Here is an 18486-nt window from a genome sequence, read left to right on the forward strand (position 1 = left end):
GTCTTCAAAGACCACTCAAAGGTCTTTATCGTTTTGCGAATAAATTCTCATTTTTACAATTTTTACACTTTTTTGATTTTCTGTTATATAAATCTAATCCAGATAATAAGAGAACGCATAGTAAAATTAAAGAATTATCTCATATTTCTTTCTCATTCTACTTTTGCTTAGTTAGTACAAAAACTACTGTAAAATTATATTTATTTTGCACGTCTTGCCTGAATATGTGCCAGCAACCCTAATGTTGAACTATCACGATTATCCGCTTTACTTTCTCCACGAAGAATTGGTAGTAACTCGTTTGCTAATTCTTTACCAAGTTCAACACCCCATTGATCAAATGAATTAATATTCATTAAAATCCCTTCAACAAAAGTACGATGTTCATAAAGCGCAATAAGACGACCGAGTGCAAAAGGTGTTAATAAATCTTGAACCAGCGTAATACTGGGACGGTTTCCTTTAAAACTTCTATGAAGTGCTAAATGATCTGCCTCACCCTCATCAACTCCATTTTTTATCAAGATATGCCGAGCATCTTCAATACTACGCCCCTTCATCAATGCTTTTGATTGTGCCAAACCGTTTGCTAGCAACATCTCATACATAGAATGTAAATTTTTCTCATGCCCTTTTATAAACAAAATAAATTCTACAGGAATAATATCTGTTCCTTGATGCAGAAGCTGAAAAAAAGCATGTTGACTATTTGTTCCTGAAGCCCCCCAAACAATTGGACCACTTGAAAAACTTAATGGTTTTCCATCCAGCGAGACTTGCTTACCATTTGATTCCATATCAAGCTGTTGTAAATAAGCTGGAAAATGTATTAAACGCTGTGCATAAGGAATAATCGAACGTGATGAATAACCACAAATAACACGGTGCCAAAACCCTAAAAGAGCAAATCGAATAGGAATATTTTTATGCAAAGGCGCTATTTTAAAATGTTGGTCCATCTGCAAGGCGCCTTTCAGAAATTGGCGAAAATTCTGCCCTCCTATTGCTAACATAACAATAAGACCGATAGCTGACCAAATTGAATAACGCCCTCCAACCCAATCCCAAAATTTAAAAACTCTTGTGGAATCTATGCCGAATTCTGCCACTTTATCAAGAGCACTTGAAACAGCAACAAAATGCGTACAAACGGCTTCTTCTCCTAAATGTGAACAAATCCACTGACGTGCAACTTGAGCATTTACCATTGTTTCAGCCGTTGTAAAAGTTTTAGAAGAAATGATAAACAGCGTTGTTGCTGGATTTAAAACAGAGAGAATATCAGAAATATGCGCACTGTCAGCATTAGAAACAAAATGACACTGTGGACCATCATGATAAGGTTTTAAGGCGTATGTGACCATTACAGGACCAAGATCAGAACCACCAATACCAATATTGACAATATCACTTATTCTCTCGCCACTGCTTCCCTTATAGCTGCCATCACGCACCTTTTCAGAAAATCTTTCCATATCTTCAAGGACGTCTTGAATATCACGAATAAGATTATGACCATCCAACATGAAAATTTCAGCAGCAGGTAAACGTAATGCAATATGAAGAACTGAGCGTTTTTCCGTTGTATTAATCGCCTTACCAGAAAACATTGCATCACGCCGGCCTAACACATCTGCTGCGACCGCTAAATCATCTAAAAGTTGCAATGTTTTAAATGTCACCCCACATTTTGAAAAATCGAAAAGAAGATCATCAAGTCTGAGGGAAAAATGGGAAAAACGCTGTTCATCTTCTACAAAATGCCGACGAATATCATAAACCCCATCCTTTGCGGCATGGTTTCTTAAAGCTTTTAATGTGGCTTCAAAAGCCTTTTCATTTCGAATCGAAAAGCTATCTCCCATAAGGTTATCCTATACAGTTATTGATAATGAAATCTATGCCCAAACAATAACAAAGCAGAAAGCATCTCCTTTATTGCTCGCTATTTTCACTGCTCACATAAAAATGAAGGAATATACAAAATATAAAGGATAAGATCCGAAAATGATATTTTTACAAGAATAAACTTTCAAATCTTTTCTATCATACACATCATTTAACTTGATTGAGTTCTTTTGTTAAACGTAAATCTTCTTCTGCTTTTGGTCTTATAAAACGCCCTAAAAAAAGATAAACAACCGGTGTAACATAAAGCGTAAAAATAGTTGCTAAACCTAAGCCACCAACAATAACCCAACCTAAAGCTATACGAGCTTCTGCGCCAGCACCTTTGGCCAAAACCAAAGGAATACCTCCTAAAATGGCACAAATCATTGTCATACAAACTGGACGAAGGCGAATGTTTGCTGCTTCTTCTACGGCTTCACGCACACTTCTTCCCTGATCGCGTAATTGATCTGCAAATTCAACAATGAGAATACCATTTTTTGCCATAACACCAATTAACAAAATTAATCCAATTTGGCTGTAAATATTAAGACTTACACCACTTAATAGCATAGCAATTACAGCACAACCAATCCCTAATGGGACAGTGGCCATGATAATGAATCCTGAAATAAAGCTTTCAAACTGAGCAGCCAAAATCAATAAAATAATCAAAAAAGCAATGCCAAAAACAATCATAAAATTGGAAGATGTTTCATTAAGCGTTTCGGCTTCCCCTAAGGGAACCAAGTAGGTCCCTTTTGATAACAAAGGAGAAGCAATTTTCTGTACAGTTTGGTAAGCTTCCCCTAAAGCGATATCTGGAGCAAGATTTGCGCTTAAAATAACAGCACTCATGCGTTTTTCCCGTTTTAATTGAGGAGCAATAGCTTTTTCATGTAAACGCGCAATAACCGATAAAGGAACATATCGATTGTCTTTGGTTTTTAAAAAAATATTTTCTAAATCGCTAGGACTCTTCATAGAATTTGTACGCGATATCAATTTAACATCGTAAGAATGATCATCCACGTTAATGGAACCAATCTTTTTACCATCCAACATTGTTTGTAATGTATCGCCCAAATTGGTGATATCAATCCCTAAATCGGAGGCTTTTTTTCGATTGATTTCAATAAAAAATTGCGGTTGTGTTGCATCAACAGTAAGACGTGGGCGAATAAAACGCGGATCATCTTGTAAAGTACTCACCAGCTTATCAGCAATAGGTTGTAATGTTGCATAATCATTGCCAAGAATTGCAAATTGTAATCCTTGCCCAGTTCCTCTCACACCCAAAGAATTTCCCTGCGCAGCAAATACAAAAACTGCGGGAAACTGTTTAACCTTTGCATTAACATCTTTCACGATTTCTTGCTGACTACGTAACCGTTTATCCCAAGATGAAAGCAATAAAATCAAAAAAGCAGTATTGGGTGAACCACCAGCACCCGCGATAGAGTAACTGTTAGCAATCTCCCCTGCATCACGTAATGGCTGTAGACTTGCTTCAATTTGCTCTATTTGCTCGTTCAAATATTGTGTTGAAATACCTTGTGGTCCATTAATAACCAAAAAGATCACAGCTCTGTCTTCTGCTGGCGTTAATTCCTGTTGTAGCTTCGTATAGCCTCCAACACAAAGACCCGCAAAAATAAGTGAAGCAAAAACAACAGCCCAAGGCTTTTCTAAACACTTATGCAAACTGTAAGTATATGCCTTATGAAAAAAAGTACCTAATTTATATAAAAAAGCAAAATGATGGGACTTTTCCTCTTTCTCCTCAATATGTTCTTTGAGAAAACGCGAAGCCAACATGGGACAAAGCGTTAAGGCAACAACTGAAGAAAGCAAAATAGAAATTGCCAAAACAAAACCAAATTCTCTAAAAAGACCTCCAACTTGCCCAGGAAGAAAGGAAATAGGAACAAACACAGCCACTAATGTCAGTGTTGTTGCTAAAACAGCAAAAAATACTTCACGTGTTCCTATCACCGCTGCTGCTCTGGAACCTAATCCCATGTTGCGCCACCGAACAATATTCTCAAGAACAACAATGGCATCATCCACAACAAGCCCTGTTGCTAAAACAAGTCCTAAAAATGTGAGAATATTCAATGAAAATCCTACAAGATAAATAGCTGCAATGGTACCAATCAAAGCAACAGGAAGAGATACAGCAGGTATCAGCGTTATACGAATGTCTCTGAGAAAAAGAAAAATGACCAAGATAACGCTCAAAATAGCAATGACCAACGCAACTTCAACCTCATGAAGAGCGCTTTTAATAAAAACTGCATCGTCATTAATAACGTCTATATGTACAGAAGAAGGAACAATACTTTTGAGATTATCAACAACGGCTCTTACACCTTCAGAAATATTAAGAGTGTTGGATTGTGCTTTACGCACGATACCTAATCCAATACCTGTCTTTCCATTAATACGAAGAATAACCGTTTCTATATCCGGCGATAAAGTAACATGCGCAACATCACCAAGATGCACATGAGGCTTTAAAACAACTTGTTCAAAAGATTCTGGTGTTGTTAAACGTGCAGTAGCACGCACAACTAAAGTTTGTTTAGAATTGCGTAATGATCCTACTGGCACATCCGTTGTCATATCAGCAAGAACACGTGAAATATCTGCTACAGTTAATCCATAACTTGCAAGTTTTGCTTGATCTATATCAATCTGAAAAATCTTTGTGCGAGCACTATCGACCTGTACATCACCAACACCATCAACAGCAGAAATTGCATCAACAATCTGATCGTTTACAATCGTGGTTAAATCATCAACACTCATTGTTGGTGACGTCACAACCAAATACATCATGGCAGCAGCATTCGAATCTGCTTTAATAATCAAAGGCGAATCCGCATCTTTCGGTAAAGAATAGGTAATACGGGAGAGAGCATCACGAATATCAGATGCTGCAACATTCAAATCAACACCAACATTAAAATTAATCTGTACACGGGAGCGCCCAAAAGAAGACGTTGAAGAAATCGTCTTAACACCTGAAACACGAGAAACGGCATCTTCTATAACTTTTGTAACTTCACGATCAATTGTTTCTGCCGACGCACCAGAAAACACCGTCACAACCGTCGTTACGGGAGTATCAACATCGGGTAATTCTCTTACATCAACATTTAACCATGCTGCAAATCCTGCAATGATGATCATAGCATTTAAAACAAAAGTAAAAACCGGTCTGCGAATAAATAAGGTAATGAGACCACCTTGCTCGGCCTGTGACATCGGCTGTTTTGTGCTCAATTCTTGGCTCATTGTATATCCGTTCCGTAAACTGCTGGTAATTGCTGTTGATGAGACTTTGGATCATCAATCGTTACTTTACTTCCTGGATAAAGCATTTGTACTCCTTGAATGACAACTTGATCACCATTTTCTAGAGGTGCTTTTACGAAAACTTGATCTGCTTTATGCTGAATAATTGATACGGGTATAGCCTCTACTTTCCCTTCTCTCACACGCCAAACGAATGACCCTTTACTATTCCATTGAACTGCAAGAGGATTAACGACAGGAAAAGAACCACCATGAAATTGCAAGGCAACAGAAAAAGACATACCAGACATGAGCGTATCTTTTTCATTATTGATTTCAACCTGAGCATGAAGTGTGCGACTTTCTGGATCAACGATATTATCAATCGCATAAATATGACCAACAAAAGATCTATCTGGCTGCGCGATTAACGTTGCCGTTACCTCATCTCCTTTATGGATGCGCGACACATATCGTTCAGGGGCCCATATATCGACCAAAATACGTTCTCTATTCTCAATACGGCCTATTACAGTATTAAGGGTCACGTTATTCCCCGCATCAACGGGCAAAATACCAACAACTCCAGGAATCGGTGCTCGAATTGTTCGCCGATCGAGATCTAATTCAGCATTACGCAAAACTAAATTTGCGTTATCCAACTCTAAGCGCGCCATAATTTCTTGAACTTCCGTTGCTGTATTGCTGGCGCGTAATTTAAGAATGCGCGAAAGCGTTAACGCATTGTTATCACGTTGCACTTTTGCTTTTGCAGCCGCTATTTCTTCTTTTTTAGAATCAAGCTTTGCAATCACATCATCGGCTTGTACTTTTGTACCCGCTGATACAAAAAGCTTATCAATAACACCTGAGGATAAAGGGGTAAGCTCGACTTCTGCAAGAGCTTTTCCACTCCCAAGAACGTTAAGTTGTTCATAAAGATCTTGAACTTTTACAAGATCAACGACCACATTTACCGGTGGCCTTCCCATTTTTTCATTTGAATCTTTATCCGATACTCTTGTTTTATCCACCATAGAAATGGGTTGGTCTGCACTCTTTTTTCCAGCCCAATAAGTAACCGTTAAAACAACGATTAAAAACACTAATGGAAAGCTCTTTTTTAATAACGCCATACATCCGCCCTTGCTGTGTCATGTTCATCTGAAATAGTTTTCAACAGTAATATCGGCGTTTTACACAAAAACCCAATAGCGGGTGTGTATATCTTACCCCCACCGCAAAAAACACATCTCATCTCTGCTTGACTATCTTTCATAGATTAAAACGTCAAGTTAACTATCGTTCATATTGCTTTGTATGGTCATGACAAAAAAATGTTCATATCAAAACCAACTGAAGCCATAATATCTTATATCCTTTTTTAAAATATATCATAAAAAAGAGAGATTTTTTTTATGACGACTCAAGTTTCACTTGCATTTCTTTAATGAAACGATTAGGAACCCTTTGTCTTAGACAATGTAAAAAATTGAAATGTATGCACCCGTAGCTCAGCTGGATAGAGCACCAGACTACGAATCTGGGGGTCAGGAGTTCGAATCTCTTCGGGTGCGCCATTATCAACAATATCTTCTTAATCAACAATATCTTCTTATAAAGCAAACTTTTTAAATTCTTTATTTTGTGATTTGTTTTTTTGTATTTTGTTATTTCATTCTGTTGTGAGTCTTTTTTGCTAGAATAAAATATTATGAGTCCTTCAATTCAGCTTTAAGGCGTTTTTATTAGCTCATAATCGTAGCGATTGCATGAGTAGCGTGTGTTGTTATTTTCTTTTTTCAATCTATGCGCTTATTTTTGATCTCTTCCGGATTATACTCTCTAATCAGTTAGGTAATTTTTTACGTGCTTATTCTAATTGTTCCATAACTAGATATTTCTGAATATTTTTATTCCTAGCAGTTCCATCTTAAAAGGGACTTCAGATGTGCCGCCATAAATTCCGGTGTACCACCATGTAAAACTTTTTTAATGTGTTATTGGAAAGAATAAATAAACTACTTCTCAAACGTACCACTATAAAACACTTATGGTATCCATTAATATCATCAGCATTTTGTTGTAAACCACAGCTTCTTTTCGCAATATTTTTAATTGAATTAAACGTATTTTTACTGCTTAAAAGCAAAGTTGATTCTTTAGCATTATCTCTTGCATGGCATATCATCAACTTCTATGATATCTTAATGTTTTCTGTTCTCTATGAATTTTTCTAATTAATCCATGAGGTACAGATCTCGAACATTAATAAAAGCTAAGTTAAAGAATTTTTCCATGCCTAAAACAGATATTGAAATTGCTCGCACTGCTAAAAAGCAACATATTGTTGAAATTGCACAAAAAATTGGTATCTCACATGAAAATCTCATTCCTTATGGCCATGATAAAGCTAAAATTTCTTCTGAATACATAAAATCGCTTAATAAAAATCCAGATGGTAAACTTATCCTTGTCACAGCTATCAATCCCACACCTGCTGGAGAAGGCAAAACAACAACAACAGTTGGACTCAGTGATGCTCTTAATCTTATTGGTAAAAAAACAATAGCTACCTTGAGAGAACCGTCTTTAGGTCCCTGTTTTGGTGTAAAAGGTGGTGCTGCTGGTGGTGGTTATGCGCAAGTCATTCCAATGGATGACCTTAATTTACATTTTACCGGTGATTTTCATGCTATTACAGCTGCTCATAATCTTCTTGCCGCAATGATAGATAATCATCTTTATTGGGGAAATACTCTAAACATTGATCCACGTCGCATTGTTTGGAAACGCGTGCTGGATATGAATGACCGTGCATTGCGCGATATTGTTATTTCATTGGGGGGCATAACAAATGGTTTTCCACGCCAAACAGGTTTTGATATTACTGTTGCATCAGAAATTATGGCGCTTCTTTGTCTCTCTGAAAATTTAGAAAACCTTACACAAAGACTCAAAAAAATTATTGTTGCTTATCGTTATGATAAAACGCCCATCACCGTTGCTGATCTCAATGCGGAAGGTGCAATGGCCGTTCTTCTTAAAGATGCTATACAGCCCAATCTCGTACAGACAATTGAAAATAATCCTGTTCTCGTTCATGGAGGACCTTTTGCCAACATTGCTCATGGTTGCAATTCAGTTATAGCAACAAAAACTGCTTTAAAACTTGCTGATTATGTTGTCACCGAAGCAGGGTTTGGAGCAGATCTGGGAGCAGAAAAGTTCTTCAATATTAAATGTAGGCAAGCAGGTATTGTACCAAATGCTACAGTGATCGTCGCAACTATTCGTGCATTAAAAATGAATGGTGGTCTGGATAAAAATAACCTGACAGAAGAAAATATTACCGCTTTAGAAAAAGGAGCAGCCAATCTTTTACGACACATAAAAAATATGAAGCACTACGGTATTCCTTGTGTTGTAGCTATCAATCATTTTGACAGCGATAGCGATGCTGAAATAAAAACATTACAAAAAATAGTTGCAACAACTGGACACAAAGCTATTATCTGTAAGCATTGGGAACAAGGTGGGAAAGGCGCTATAGAACTTGCACAAGAACTCGTTACCTTGATTGAAAAGCACGATTCTGATTTTAAAGTTCTCTATCAAGATGATATTCCCCTCGTTCAAAAAATTAATTGTATTATAACAAAGCTATACGGTGGACGTGGCGCCATCATCTCAGCCCCTATTCTCAAACAACTTGAAACTTGGGAAAAAGAAGGTTTTGGCGCCTACCCTATTTGTATGGCAAAAACACCTTATTCTTTTTCTTCTGATCCCAAGCAATATGGTGCTCCTGTTGATTTTGAAATTCCTATACGAGAAGTTCGTCTCTGTGCGGGAGCCGGCTTTATTGTGGTCATTTGTGGAGATGTTATGACCATGCCGGGACTACCCCATTATCCCACGGCTGAAAAAATTCATCTTGACGAAAATGATCAAATACAAGGGCTTTCATAAATTTATAACCGTAAACTCTATCATTCATTATAAAAAGCATTTTATTGCAAAAAGAATAGAATTTTAAAAAGCGATATAGACAAATGTCTTATTTATATGATATAAGTAGTTGTCCTTTTGGATATGCCTTTAAAAGGACGTAGGTTTTTCCTATCATTTATGACTCTGAAAAAAGCAGGATAGATAGTGCAAGTACTCGTTCGTGATAATAATGTTGACCAAGCGCTCCGTGCGTTGAAAAAAAAGATGCAGCGTGAAGGTATCTTCCGTGAAATGAAAATGCGTAGTTATTATGAGAAGCCGTCTGAGAAGCGTGCTCGTGAAAAAGCTGAAGCTATTCGTCGTACACGTAAGCTTGCTCGTAAGCGTGCGCAAAGAGAAGGTTTTGTTAGTAACGGACGAGCTGTTGCGGTAAAGTAATACACTTTATGATATTATGTAACTGTATCAGCAATAGATAATAAGCTACTAGAAAATTTTATCTTTATAGGCGATTGTAATAAAGTGCTTATGTGTGGGCTTTGTGTACAATATTATCTAATATGTTAGTTATTTGAATAATAATAAAGTTTCTATCATAGAGATGTTTTTTATTTCACTCTATATATTTTAAAAAATAGATAGCAAACTACACTTTAGATCTTTAAGCGACTTTTTTCTATGTGAATTGAGTATGAGGTGTTTTATTATCATTTTTTGCTATAACTTTTTTCCTTCTGGATATCTCTTAAATAGCTTGCTTCTTATGTACAAGTTTCATGATGAATTTTGTCATTAAATATTCTACATCTTTCGATCATCCTAGGTCTGATTACAAAACAAAAATAACTATCGCAATATGCAATTGTGTGTAAGATATATGATATCAAATTCATAATCCTCTTTCCCTTCAGTTATGTAACAAAACGATATAATTCCATAACTTTTATATCTCTTGACTCTGTCTCTTCTAAAGGATGACGAATTTCAACCACTGCACTACAGATTTTTTCTTGATAAATTTCTTTTATCTATCACTTATGTAATTCCCCTCATAAATGTATCGAATAAGCCTTTCTATTTCATTCAACTTTCTTCTATACTGAGTTAGAGAAAAAGAAAATTGATAATAAACAGAGAAAACTCTGTTTTTTAATATGGATGAATGTGCCTTTTATTACCATTTTTGATGGAAATATTTTTAAAATTTAAATAACGAGTTAAAGTTTTTAATGCGGAGATTTGTTATTATAAGTAATCATTTTTCATATTAAGTAATAATTCTTAATAACATAAAATTTCTCAACACCTTCTCATATTGAATCAATGAAGATTATTTTCTTGTACATCATAAGCGGGATTCGTACGCAAATAGAATAAAAGCTATTTAAGAAAAAACAAAAAGGCTTCTTATGAACACTATAAATAATAGGAACTGCATAACATTGAAAGCTGGTAAATAGAACGATGAAGCCCGCTTATCTACTAATACGGATAAGCATTATCATGGCATAAGATTATAGCAAATTTTATAAAATGGATTATCACGAAAAAGTGTCCTGTTAGCCCTTCATATATCAATCTACTCTATAATGTTGCGCATATTTTTACGCTTAAATGTTTCATTCATCGTATTATTTGGTTCATTTAAAATTTCTTTTCAAGCTATACAATAACCCCTTCACTGAACAGTTTTTTGTTCATAATATGTATACCTATATTTTTATTTCGAAAAATAAACCCAGAAAAGAGATACAACACTTCAACCCTAATCTACTGCACAAAAATTGCTACGACCCAAATATACTTTACTATTTTATCACGTATGCATATAGCTCCATAAAAATCCAATTTTATTTACAGTCATTTTCTCATAAACAAGATATGCACTAAGAAATACAAGCTTTTGTTTTCCTTATTTTGATATTTTTGTAGCAATTTTCTAATCGTTTAGATCTCTTTAACGAGCAGTGTGTCATACTTTTTATCAGTTTCCAGTCTTATCTTTCAGATTTTAAATTTCCAATATATGATGAAATAAAGGAGTTCGGTGTGCAAAATTCTCGTTGGTTTCGCGTTTCAATACTCGCATCATGTATCTTAATAGCAACAGTCATTGTATTCGTTTCACCTCATTTGTTGCATGCACAAACATTTAATCAAAATTTAGGGCCCAGTGGTTTACCACTTCCGCGATTTGCTTCGATTAAACCCACCAGCGTTAATGTACGCGTCGGACCAGGAAGCAACTATTCTATCATTTTTACTTACAAAAAGAAGGGCTTACCTATTGAAATCATTCAAGAATATGATCAATGGCGCAAAATTCGTGATGCAGAAGGCGATGAGGGGTGGGTGTATCAATCGCTTTTATCGGGAAAGCGAACTGCTATAACTATTCCATGGCAAAAAGATAAAACTAAAAGACTAATGCTACGAAAAAATCCCACCGACAACGCAGAACTTGTGGCAGAAGTAGAACCTAATGTCATTGGTAATATCCGCCAATGTGATGGACAATGGTGCGAATTAAATATTAATAATACGCGCGGATGGCTTCAACAACCACAGTTATGGGGAATCTATCCTGATGAAAAAGTAAAAGTAAAAGGCTGGTGAATACTCAAACTCAACAAGTTTAATTTTTATTCCTCATTGAATATCCTCACTGCCTATCACAAGATCGATTTTTTGGTTTCAATCGCACGATTAAATCAACATGTGAAATTTCCATACCTTCTGGTGGCTTAGGCAAATTTCTAATAATGGGAGATTCTTCCAAATTGTAAGGAATATCAAGAATACGATTTTCACCTTCTATATAAAAATGGTAGTGATCAGAGGTATTGGTATCAAACCAAGTTTTTGAGCCTTCTACGGCAATAATCCGTAATAATCCCGCTTCCGTAAATTGATGAAGCGTATTATAAACCGTTGCTAAAGATACAGGTACACCTGCCCTCACCGCTTCCTCATAGAGCTCTTCAGCAGTAATATGACGATTTCCTTGAGAAAAAATCATATGTGCAAGTTCCAACCGCTGACGTGTTGGACGCAGACCATTTTGACGCAAACGTTTTTCTAACATAGAAATGGAATAATATTGCACAATTTTTCCACACTCTTTTGTGCACTGTTGCTCTTCATTCATATCTAAATTGTCTGCACTCACTGACATATTACAAACCCAAATATATTCCTGCTAAATAAGATCAAAATACAAAAAAATGGGAATAGTATGGTGTAATCTTGTATTCCATTTTTAAATAATTACCTATGTAGAATACATAAAAAAAGGCTTTTGTCATTAAAAATGATATAAAATCATTTCCCTCTCTTTAAAATTTGCTCTAAAAGTAGGTTGGGAAAAGCGCAGAAATAAAGATATATGGAAATAAATGGAGTAACAATGGCTGAACAAAAGTCTCGCTACACTTATGAAGAGCTTCTAAGCTGCGCTCGCGGCGAAATGTTTGGTAGAGGTAATGCGCAATTGCCAGCACCGCCAATGTTGATGATTCATCGAATCACTCAAATTAGTGAAACTGATGGTAAATACGATAAAGGAATGGTTCGCGCCGAATTTGACATTACACCAGACATGTGGTTCTTTAATTGTCACTTTATAGGCGATCCCGTCATGCCAGGATGTCTCGGACTGGATGGTATGTGGCAATTAACAGGTTTTTTTCTTGGTTGGCTAGGCGAACCAGGAAAAGGAAGAGCGATATCAACAGGTGAAGTAAAGTTATCAGGGATGGTAACTCCACAAACTAAAATTCTTGAATATGAAATAGATTTTAAGCGTATTCGACGTGGAAATTTAGTCTTAGGAATAGCTGATGGGTGGCTAAAAGCAGATGGAGAGACTATTTATAAGGCGAATGATTTACGCGTTGCTTTATTCAAAGAAGATTGAACGTTATTTCCGTCAGAAAGAACTTTTCACTATTCTATATGGAACGAGGAGGTATGAATGCGTCGAGTTGTTGTAACCGGAATGGGAATTGTCTCCGCGATTGGAAATAACCCTGGAGCTGTTTTAACCAGTTTACGCGAAGCAAAATCCGGAATTTCTTACGCACCTCAATATGCCGAATTAGGCTTTCGTAGCAGAGTTTATGGCAAACCTGATATTAATATAGAAGAACTCGTAGATCGACGTGCTCTACGTTTTCATGGGCGTGGAACAGCATGGAATCACATCGCTATGGATCAAGCAATTGCTGATGCGGGTCTAGAACCGCATGAAGTATCGAACGAACACACGGGTATTATTATGGGTTCTGGAGGTGCTTCAACACATTCAATCGTAGAAGCTGCTGACATTACACGCCAAAAAGGTCCAAAACGTGTTGGACCTTTTGTTGTCCCTAAAGCGATGAGTTCTACAGCATCTGCAACATTAGCAACTTTCTTTAAAATAAAGGGGATCAATTATTCAATCTCTTCAGCTTGTGCTACCTCCAATCATTGTATTGGTAATGCTTACGAAATGATTCAATATGGTAAACAGAAGCGCATCTTTGCCGGTGGCTGCGAAGATTTGGATTGGACACTCTCTGTTTTATTCGATGCCATGGGCGCTATGTCCAGCAGATATAATGACACCCCTCACAAAGCTTCACGCGCTTATGATGTTAATCGTGATGGTTTTGTCATTGCTGGAGGGGCTGGCGTTTTAGTCCTTGAAGATTTAGAACTTGCTAAAGCACGTGGTGCAAAAATCTACGGAGAAATCGTTGGATACGGTGCGACATCCGATGGACATGATATGGTTGCCCCATCAGGAGAGGGAGCGGAGCGGTGCATGCGCATGGCCCTTGCAACAGTCAATAATAAAATTGATTATATCAATCCCCATGCGACAGCAACTCCTGTTGGTGATCCTCCTGAGATAGAAGCTATCCGTCGTGTCTTTGGAGCAGGTGATCAATGCCCCCCTATTTCAGCTACCAAATCTCTAACAGGACATTCCTTGGGAGCAGCAGGTGTTCACGAAGCAATCTATACATTGTTAATGATGAATCATAATTTTATTTGTGAAAGTGCCCATATTGAAGAACTTGATCCAGCTTTTGCTGATATGCCTATCGTTCGTGAACGACGTGATCATCAACAACTGAATACCGTATTGTCAAATACTTTTGGCTTTGGCGGTACCAATGCAACGCTTGTTTTCCAACGTTATGTATAAACAAAAGTTCTTAGTAATTGAAAAAAATACGGTCTTACGGAGAATAATATGAAAGGTTTGATGGAGGGCAAACGCGGCCTTATTATGGGAATTGCGAATGACCATTCAATTGCTTGGGGCGTTGCCTGTCAGCTCGCACAAGCAGGAGCTGAATTAGCGTTGACTTATCAAGGAAATGCTTTTGGAAAACGTGTTCATCCCCTAGCAGATAAACTGGGCTGCAAATTAGTGTTAGAGTGCGATGTTGAAAAAATTGAAGACGTTGACTACGTCTTTGAGCAACTTGAAAAAGAATGGAAAACAATTGATTTTATTGTCCATGCCATTGGTTTTTCAGATAAAAATCAGCTAAAAGGGCGTTACGTTGATGTTACAACACGTGAAAACTTTAAACGCACGATGGTGATTTCAGCTTATTCCTTTACTGAAATTGCCCAGCGCGCCGGTAAGCTTATGCCCAATGGAGGAACACTTCTAACTCTTACCTATGGTGCTTCACAGCAAGTCGTCCCTAATTATAACATCATGGGCGTTGCTAAGGCCGCTTTAGAAGCTATGGTACGTTATTTAGCAGCGGACTTTGGTCCTCAAAATATCCGCGTCAATGCAATTTCAGCTGGTCCTGTTAGAACCTTAGCAGGTAATGGTATTGCAGCTGCACGTGCAATATTTTCACATCAACGCCGTAATGCCCCATTACGTCGTACCGTAAATATTCATGAAATTGGAAAATCTGCTCTTTATCTACTCTCTGACTTATCATCAGGTGTTACAGGTGAAATCCATTATGTTGATTCAGGCTATAACATCATGTCTATGCCAATACTTGAAGAACTAAAAAAAAGTGACGATTCTCAAGAAGGATAATTTTTATTTCATTGCACTAAAAAATAAAATCAATCATGTGCATAGTGCTTTAATCGGGTATTGAGTACTTTCTCAGCTATATAACAGTGTATTGACTTATAATAATATGACGTAAGGCATGTGTACAAGTGTTTGTAAGAATAAGTGAATACAAAACCAGATGTACGATGCCTTGTTTCGCAAAATATTTTATAAAAAGCCGGAATATTTCTTCAATTCATGGTTGATAAAGTTTGTGTTTTATTACGTCATTTACCTTACTAAAGTATACGCTTTTGCCATTGCTTATAAATCAATATCCAACCCTCATGTCACCGCAGTTTGAAACAGAGATTAGAGAATTATTAAAATCCTTAGTTTCAGCTGTTGTGTAGCAAATTGAAAAAAATATTTCTACCGTTTGATTTATTCTTGAAACGCAAATACAATCTAATTTAGGAAGAATATGAAGGCGTAAAGAAATCAATCGTTAATTTTACTATTATTCTTTAATGAGATTTTACGATTTTAAAAGCATCTACATCAATGTTTTTTTAATAATGGAGATTACTCTTTACCTCACACCTTTATTTTGCTCGTTCTTTAATGAAAGCGTTTCTCTGATATGTCAGGTAAAATAGAACACCCAAAAACACTATAGCTGTTGCTCCTTCATGCATTTTTTTAAAAGATATCTCTCAATGCACGCCATTCCATTTCACAATGGTACCTGTAAAACGTATAAAAAATCCCTGTGAAGTATATAAAATCCTTTTTTTATCACCATTTTAATGTTTATACAGATGACAAACTGACACCGTCATTTTACTTGCCATGTGTTGAAACAACACTTGACACTTGAGATGATTCATTAGAAGTATTTTTAATAATTTTTATCCATATACTAACCCGCTTGTGACAAGAAAACACATATTTTTTAATTAACTCAATACAAAAATAAAATAAATTATTCATATAAATCAATTTATTATCTTTATAATCACATTATTTTTTAGTTTAACTGACAGTCACAAACAAGTACAATAACATTTTCTCAATCTTAGACTTTCAAAGTTATAATTCCAAAAATCATTTCTTGCATATAAAAAACAGAATTGACATGTGAGAAAATAAAGGTGTGAGATAATCTCTATTATTTAAAAGATATTGCTTTAGATAGCGTAAAACTGAATTTAAAAATGATTGTAGAAATGGGAACTGGTTTTCATCTTTAAAATTTCATCTTCTTCTCAAAATAGATTGTCTTCTTGTTTTAAAGAATTACAAAAACAGAGATACACAATATCCCTGCCCCGATATTCTTAGCTTATACGTTACATAAATAAGATGCTTCTATCTAATGAGTCTTGTATTATTCTGTTTGCAAATATCATTGTGAGATGAATTTAAGAGACAATAAAAATATCTTGTTCATTACATTACATAAACATGTGTAAGTGGAAACGATAATTTATCTTCAAAGAGATAGCTCTTAGACAAAAACCAAAACTTTTATATTTCAGCCATGTTTCATAAAGAATCGAATGATATGAATCTATAACTTGCTGGAATATGACTGTCTTATACAACCATCAATACAATCTATTTTATATGTCTATCATAGCATGTTTCTATTTTTTACGATTGGAATTATTAAAAAAACAGAACATCATTGTATTTCGTCCTTGAGGGTGCGGTTTAATAATGTGTTTGCCGCTTCAGTTATGTTTTTACCACAATAGAGAATTTGATAAATTTGTTCTACAATGGGCATTTCTACCCCAATACGCTGCGCCAACATATGTACTTCCTTGGTATTTAAATATCCTTCCACAACCTGACCAATTTGTTTTTCCGCTTCTTTTATATCTATTCCTTTACCAAGCAGTATTCCAAAACGGCGATTACGCGACTGATTATCAGTACACGTCAAAACCAGATCACCTAAGCCTGTCATTCCCATAAATGTAGAAAGTTCAGCACCCATAGCCCCCCCTAAACGACTGATTTCAGCTAATCCTCGTGTGATGAGAGCTATTCGGGCATTTGCCCCAAATCCCATGCCATCTGATATTCCTGCACCAATAGCAATAATATTTTTGACTGCTCCCCCTAATTGAACACCAATCATATCTGAGCTTTTATAAACTCTAAAACTTTTGTCACAATGAAAAAGTTGCTGCAATTCTTTACCAAATACATCATCAGACGCTGCTATCGTCATTGCAGTAGGCCAACCTATAGCCAGTTCTTTAGCAAAAGTGGGTCCAGAAAAAACAGCTAAAGGAATTTTTTCACCTAAAATCTCACGAGCAACTTCTTGTAAGAAACGTCCTGTACCATGTTCTAAACCCTTCGTTGCCCAAATAACACGTGAATGCTGATCCAAATAAGGTTGAACATTATACAAAACTTGATGAAATACATGACTTGGAACAGCAATTAATATATTGTGACTTGCTGTTATTGCAGTTTCAAGCGAAGCTTCAAGTAATAAATTTTCAGGAAATCGAATATCGGGTAAATATACTTGATTACAACGTTGTTCCTGTAATTCTTTGATATGTTGAGGATCATACCCCCAAAGTAAAACACTATGACCATTACGGGCAACAGCAATCGCTAATGCAGTACCAAAAGAACCAGCACCAATAACTGTCATTGCAACGGTTTTCATTAAATTTTCTGATTATTCTCTAAATTTTTGATTTCAATTGCATATTATTATTACAATAATTTTAATGCTATCTTTAATATAAATTCTTTAAATCTAAAAATATTACTGCTTCGTAGCTTTTTTATCTCACACAATATAAAAACTTGTTTCGCACATTCTCTTTCTTTGTAGTAAATTTTACAAACATCACTTTTTGTATATTCTACAAATAGCTATTTGTCTCAAAAATTAAAGCTTGACTAAATACCCCACGGACTTTCTCTTTTAAACTAAAAGTATATTCAAAATCATGATACTTATTCCACTGATATCTTGTACTTATCTCCTTTTTTATATCCTACGAATTTCTTCTACGAGCTGATACATACCGCATCAGCTCCATAGATATTTCTAACAACTACTTCACAGGAAACTGCGTATTTGGATCTTGCTCCATGGGCATTTCTGAACCAGGTACTTGATCTACAGGAGTTTGCGTACTTAGACCTTGCCCCATGGGCATTTCTGAACCAGGTGCTTGATCTACAGGAGTTTGCGTACTTAGACCCTGCCCCATGGGCATTTCTGAACCAGGTGCTTGATCTACAGGAGTTTGCGTACTTAGACCCTGCCCCATGGGCATTTC

11 protein-coding genes, 1 tRNA gene and 1 pseudogene are annotated in these 18486 nt (G+C 36.1%); 7 read left to right on the forward strand and 6 right to left on the reverse strand.

The window, feature by feature from the left end:
- Positions 1-200: 200 nt before the first annotated feature.
- From pgi to ACFILW_RS04430, 3 genes are all read right to left on the reverse strand, one after another.
- Positions 201-1865, reverse strand: coding sequence for a glucose-6-phosphate isomerase (gene pgi, locus ACFILW_RS04420; protein WP_375645688.1), 1665 nt, complete (start codon positions 1863-1865; stop codon positions 201-203).
- Between the two features lie 190 nt (positions 1866-2055).
- On the reverse strand, positions 2056-5190 hold the full coding sequence (locus ACFILW_RS04425) for an efflux RND transporter permease subunit (RefSeq protein ID WP_375685240.1): 3135 nt from the start codon (positions 5188-5190) through the stop codon (positions 2056-2058).
- On the reverse strand, positions 5187-6326 hold the full coding sequence (locus ACFILW_RS04430) for an efflux RND transporter periplasmic adaptor subunit (RefSeq protein ID WP_375621950.1): 1140 nt from the start codon (positions 6324-6326) through the stop codon (positions 5187-5189). Before ACFILW_RS04430 ends, ACFILW_RS04425 begins: the two co-directional genes overlap by 4 nt.
- A gap of 367 nt (positions 6327-6693) precedes the next feature.
- On the opposite strand from ACFILW_RS04430, the gene ACFILW_RS04435 reads away from it, so the two are divergent.
- The 4 genes from ACFILW_RS04435 to ACFILW_RS04450 all read left to right on the forward strand — a co-directional run bounded on the left by ACFILW_RS04435 (position 6694) and on the right by ACFILW_RS04450 (position 11760).
- Positions 6694-6770 (forward strand) — tRNA-Arg (locus tag ACFILW_RS04435).
- 718 nt (positions 6771-7488) lie between these two features.
- Positions 7489-9162, forward strand: coding sequence for a formate--tetrahydrofolate ligase (locus ACFILW_RS04440; RefSeq protein ID WP_375621951.1), 1674 nt, complete (start codon positions 7489-7491; stop codon positions 9160-9162).
- Between the two features lie 186 nt (positions 9163-9348).
- Positions 9349-9582: a 30S ribosomal protein S21 gene (gene rpsU / locus ACFILW_RS04445; RefSeq protein ID WP_100128225.1), complete on the forward strand. Its 234-nt coding sequence runs from the start codon at positions 9349-9351 to the stop codon at positions 9580-9582.
- A gap of 1611 nt (positions 9583-11193) precedes the next feature.
- The gene (locus ACFILW_RS04450) at positions 11194-11760 is read left to right on the forward strand and encodes an SH3 domain-containing protein (protein WP_375621952.1); all 567 of its coding nucleotides are present in this window, start codon (positions 11194-11196) and stop codon (positions 11758-11760) included.
- A gap of 46 nt (positions 11761-11806) precedes the next feature.
- Here the strand turns inward: ACFILW_RS04450 and irrA are convergent, their stop codons facing one another.
- Positions 11807-12319 carry an iron response transcriptional regulator IrrA gene (gene irrA, locus ACFILW_RS04455; protein WP_375621953.1) on the reverse strand — a complete coding sequence of 171 codons (513 nt, stop codon included), beginning with the start codon at positions 12317-12319 and terminating at the stop codon, positions 11807-11809.
- Between the two features lie 231 nt (positions 12320-12550).
- Between irrA and fabA the strand changes: the two genes are divergently transcribed.
- Genes fabA through fabI form a run of 3 tightly spaced genes read left to right on the forward strand, consistent with a single transcriptional unit; the run spans position 12551 to position 15205 of the window.
- Positions 12551-13060, forward strand: coding sequence for a 3-hydroxyacyl-[acyl-carrier-protein] dehydratase FabA (gene fabA / locus ACFILW_RS04460; RefSeq protein ID WP_273722474.1), 510 nt, complete (start codon positions 12551-12553; stop codon positions 13058-13060).
- Between the two features lie 57 nt (positions 13061-13117).
- Positions 13118-14338, forward strand: coding sequence for a beta-ketoacyl-ACP synthase I (gene fabB / locus ACFILW_RS04465; protein WP_375612835.1), 1221 nt, complete (start codon positions 13118-13120; stop codon positions 14336-14338).
- Positions 14339-14386: 48 nt separating this feature from the next.
- Positions 14387-15205 (forward strand): enoyl-ACP reductase FabI, encoded by an 819-nt coding sequence (fabI, locus tag ACFILW_RS04470; protein ID WP_375621954.1) that lies wholly within the window; start codon positions 14387-14389, stop codon positions 15203-15205.
- A 1648-nt stretch (positions 15206-16853) separates the two neighbouring features.
- On the opposite strand, the gene gpsA is transcribed toward fabI, so the two are convergent.
- Entirely contained in the window at positions 16854-17861 is a 1008-nt protein-coding gene (gene gpsA / locus ACFILW_RS04475) for an NAD(P)H-dependent glycerol-3-phosphate dehydrogenase (protein ID WP_375621955.1), read from the reverse strand.
- Between the two features lie 397 nt (positions 17862-18258).
- Positions 18259-18486 (reverse strand): annotated as a pseudogene (locus ACFILW_RS04480) (cytochrome o ubiquinol oxidase subunit IV); the annotation flags it as partial.

The organism is Bartonella sp. TT110JLCBS, from assembly GCF_042193405.1.
In the GTDB taxonomy this organism is placed as follows: domain Bacteria; phylum Pseudomonadota; class Alphaproteobacteria; order Rhizobiales; family Rhizobiaceae; genus Bartonella.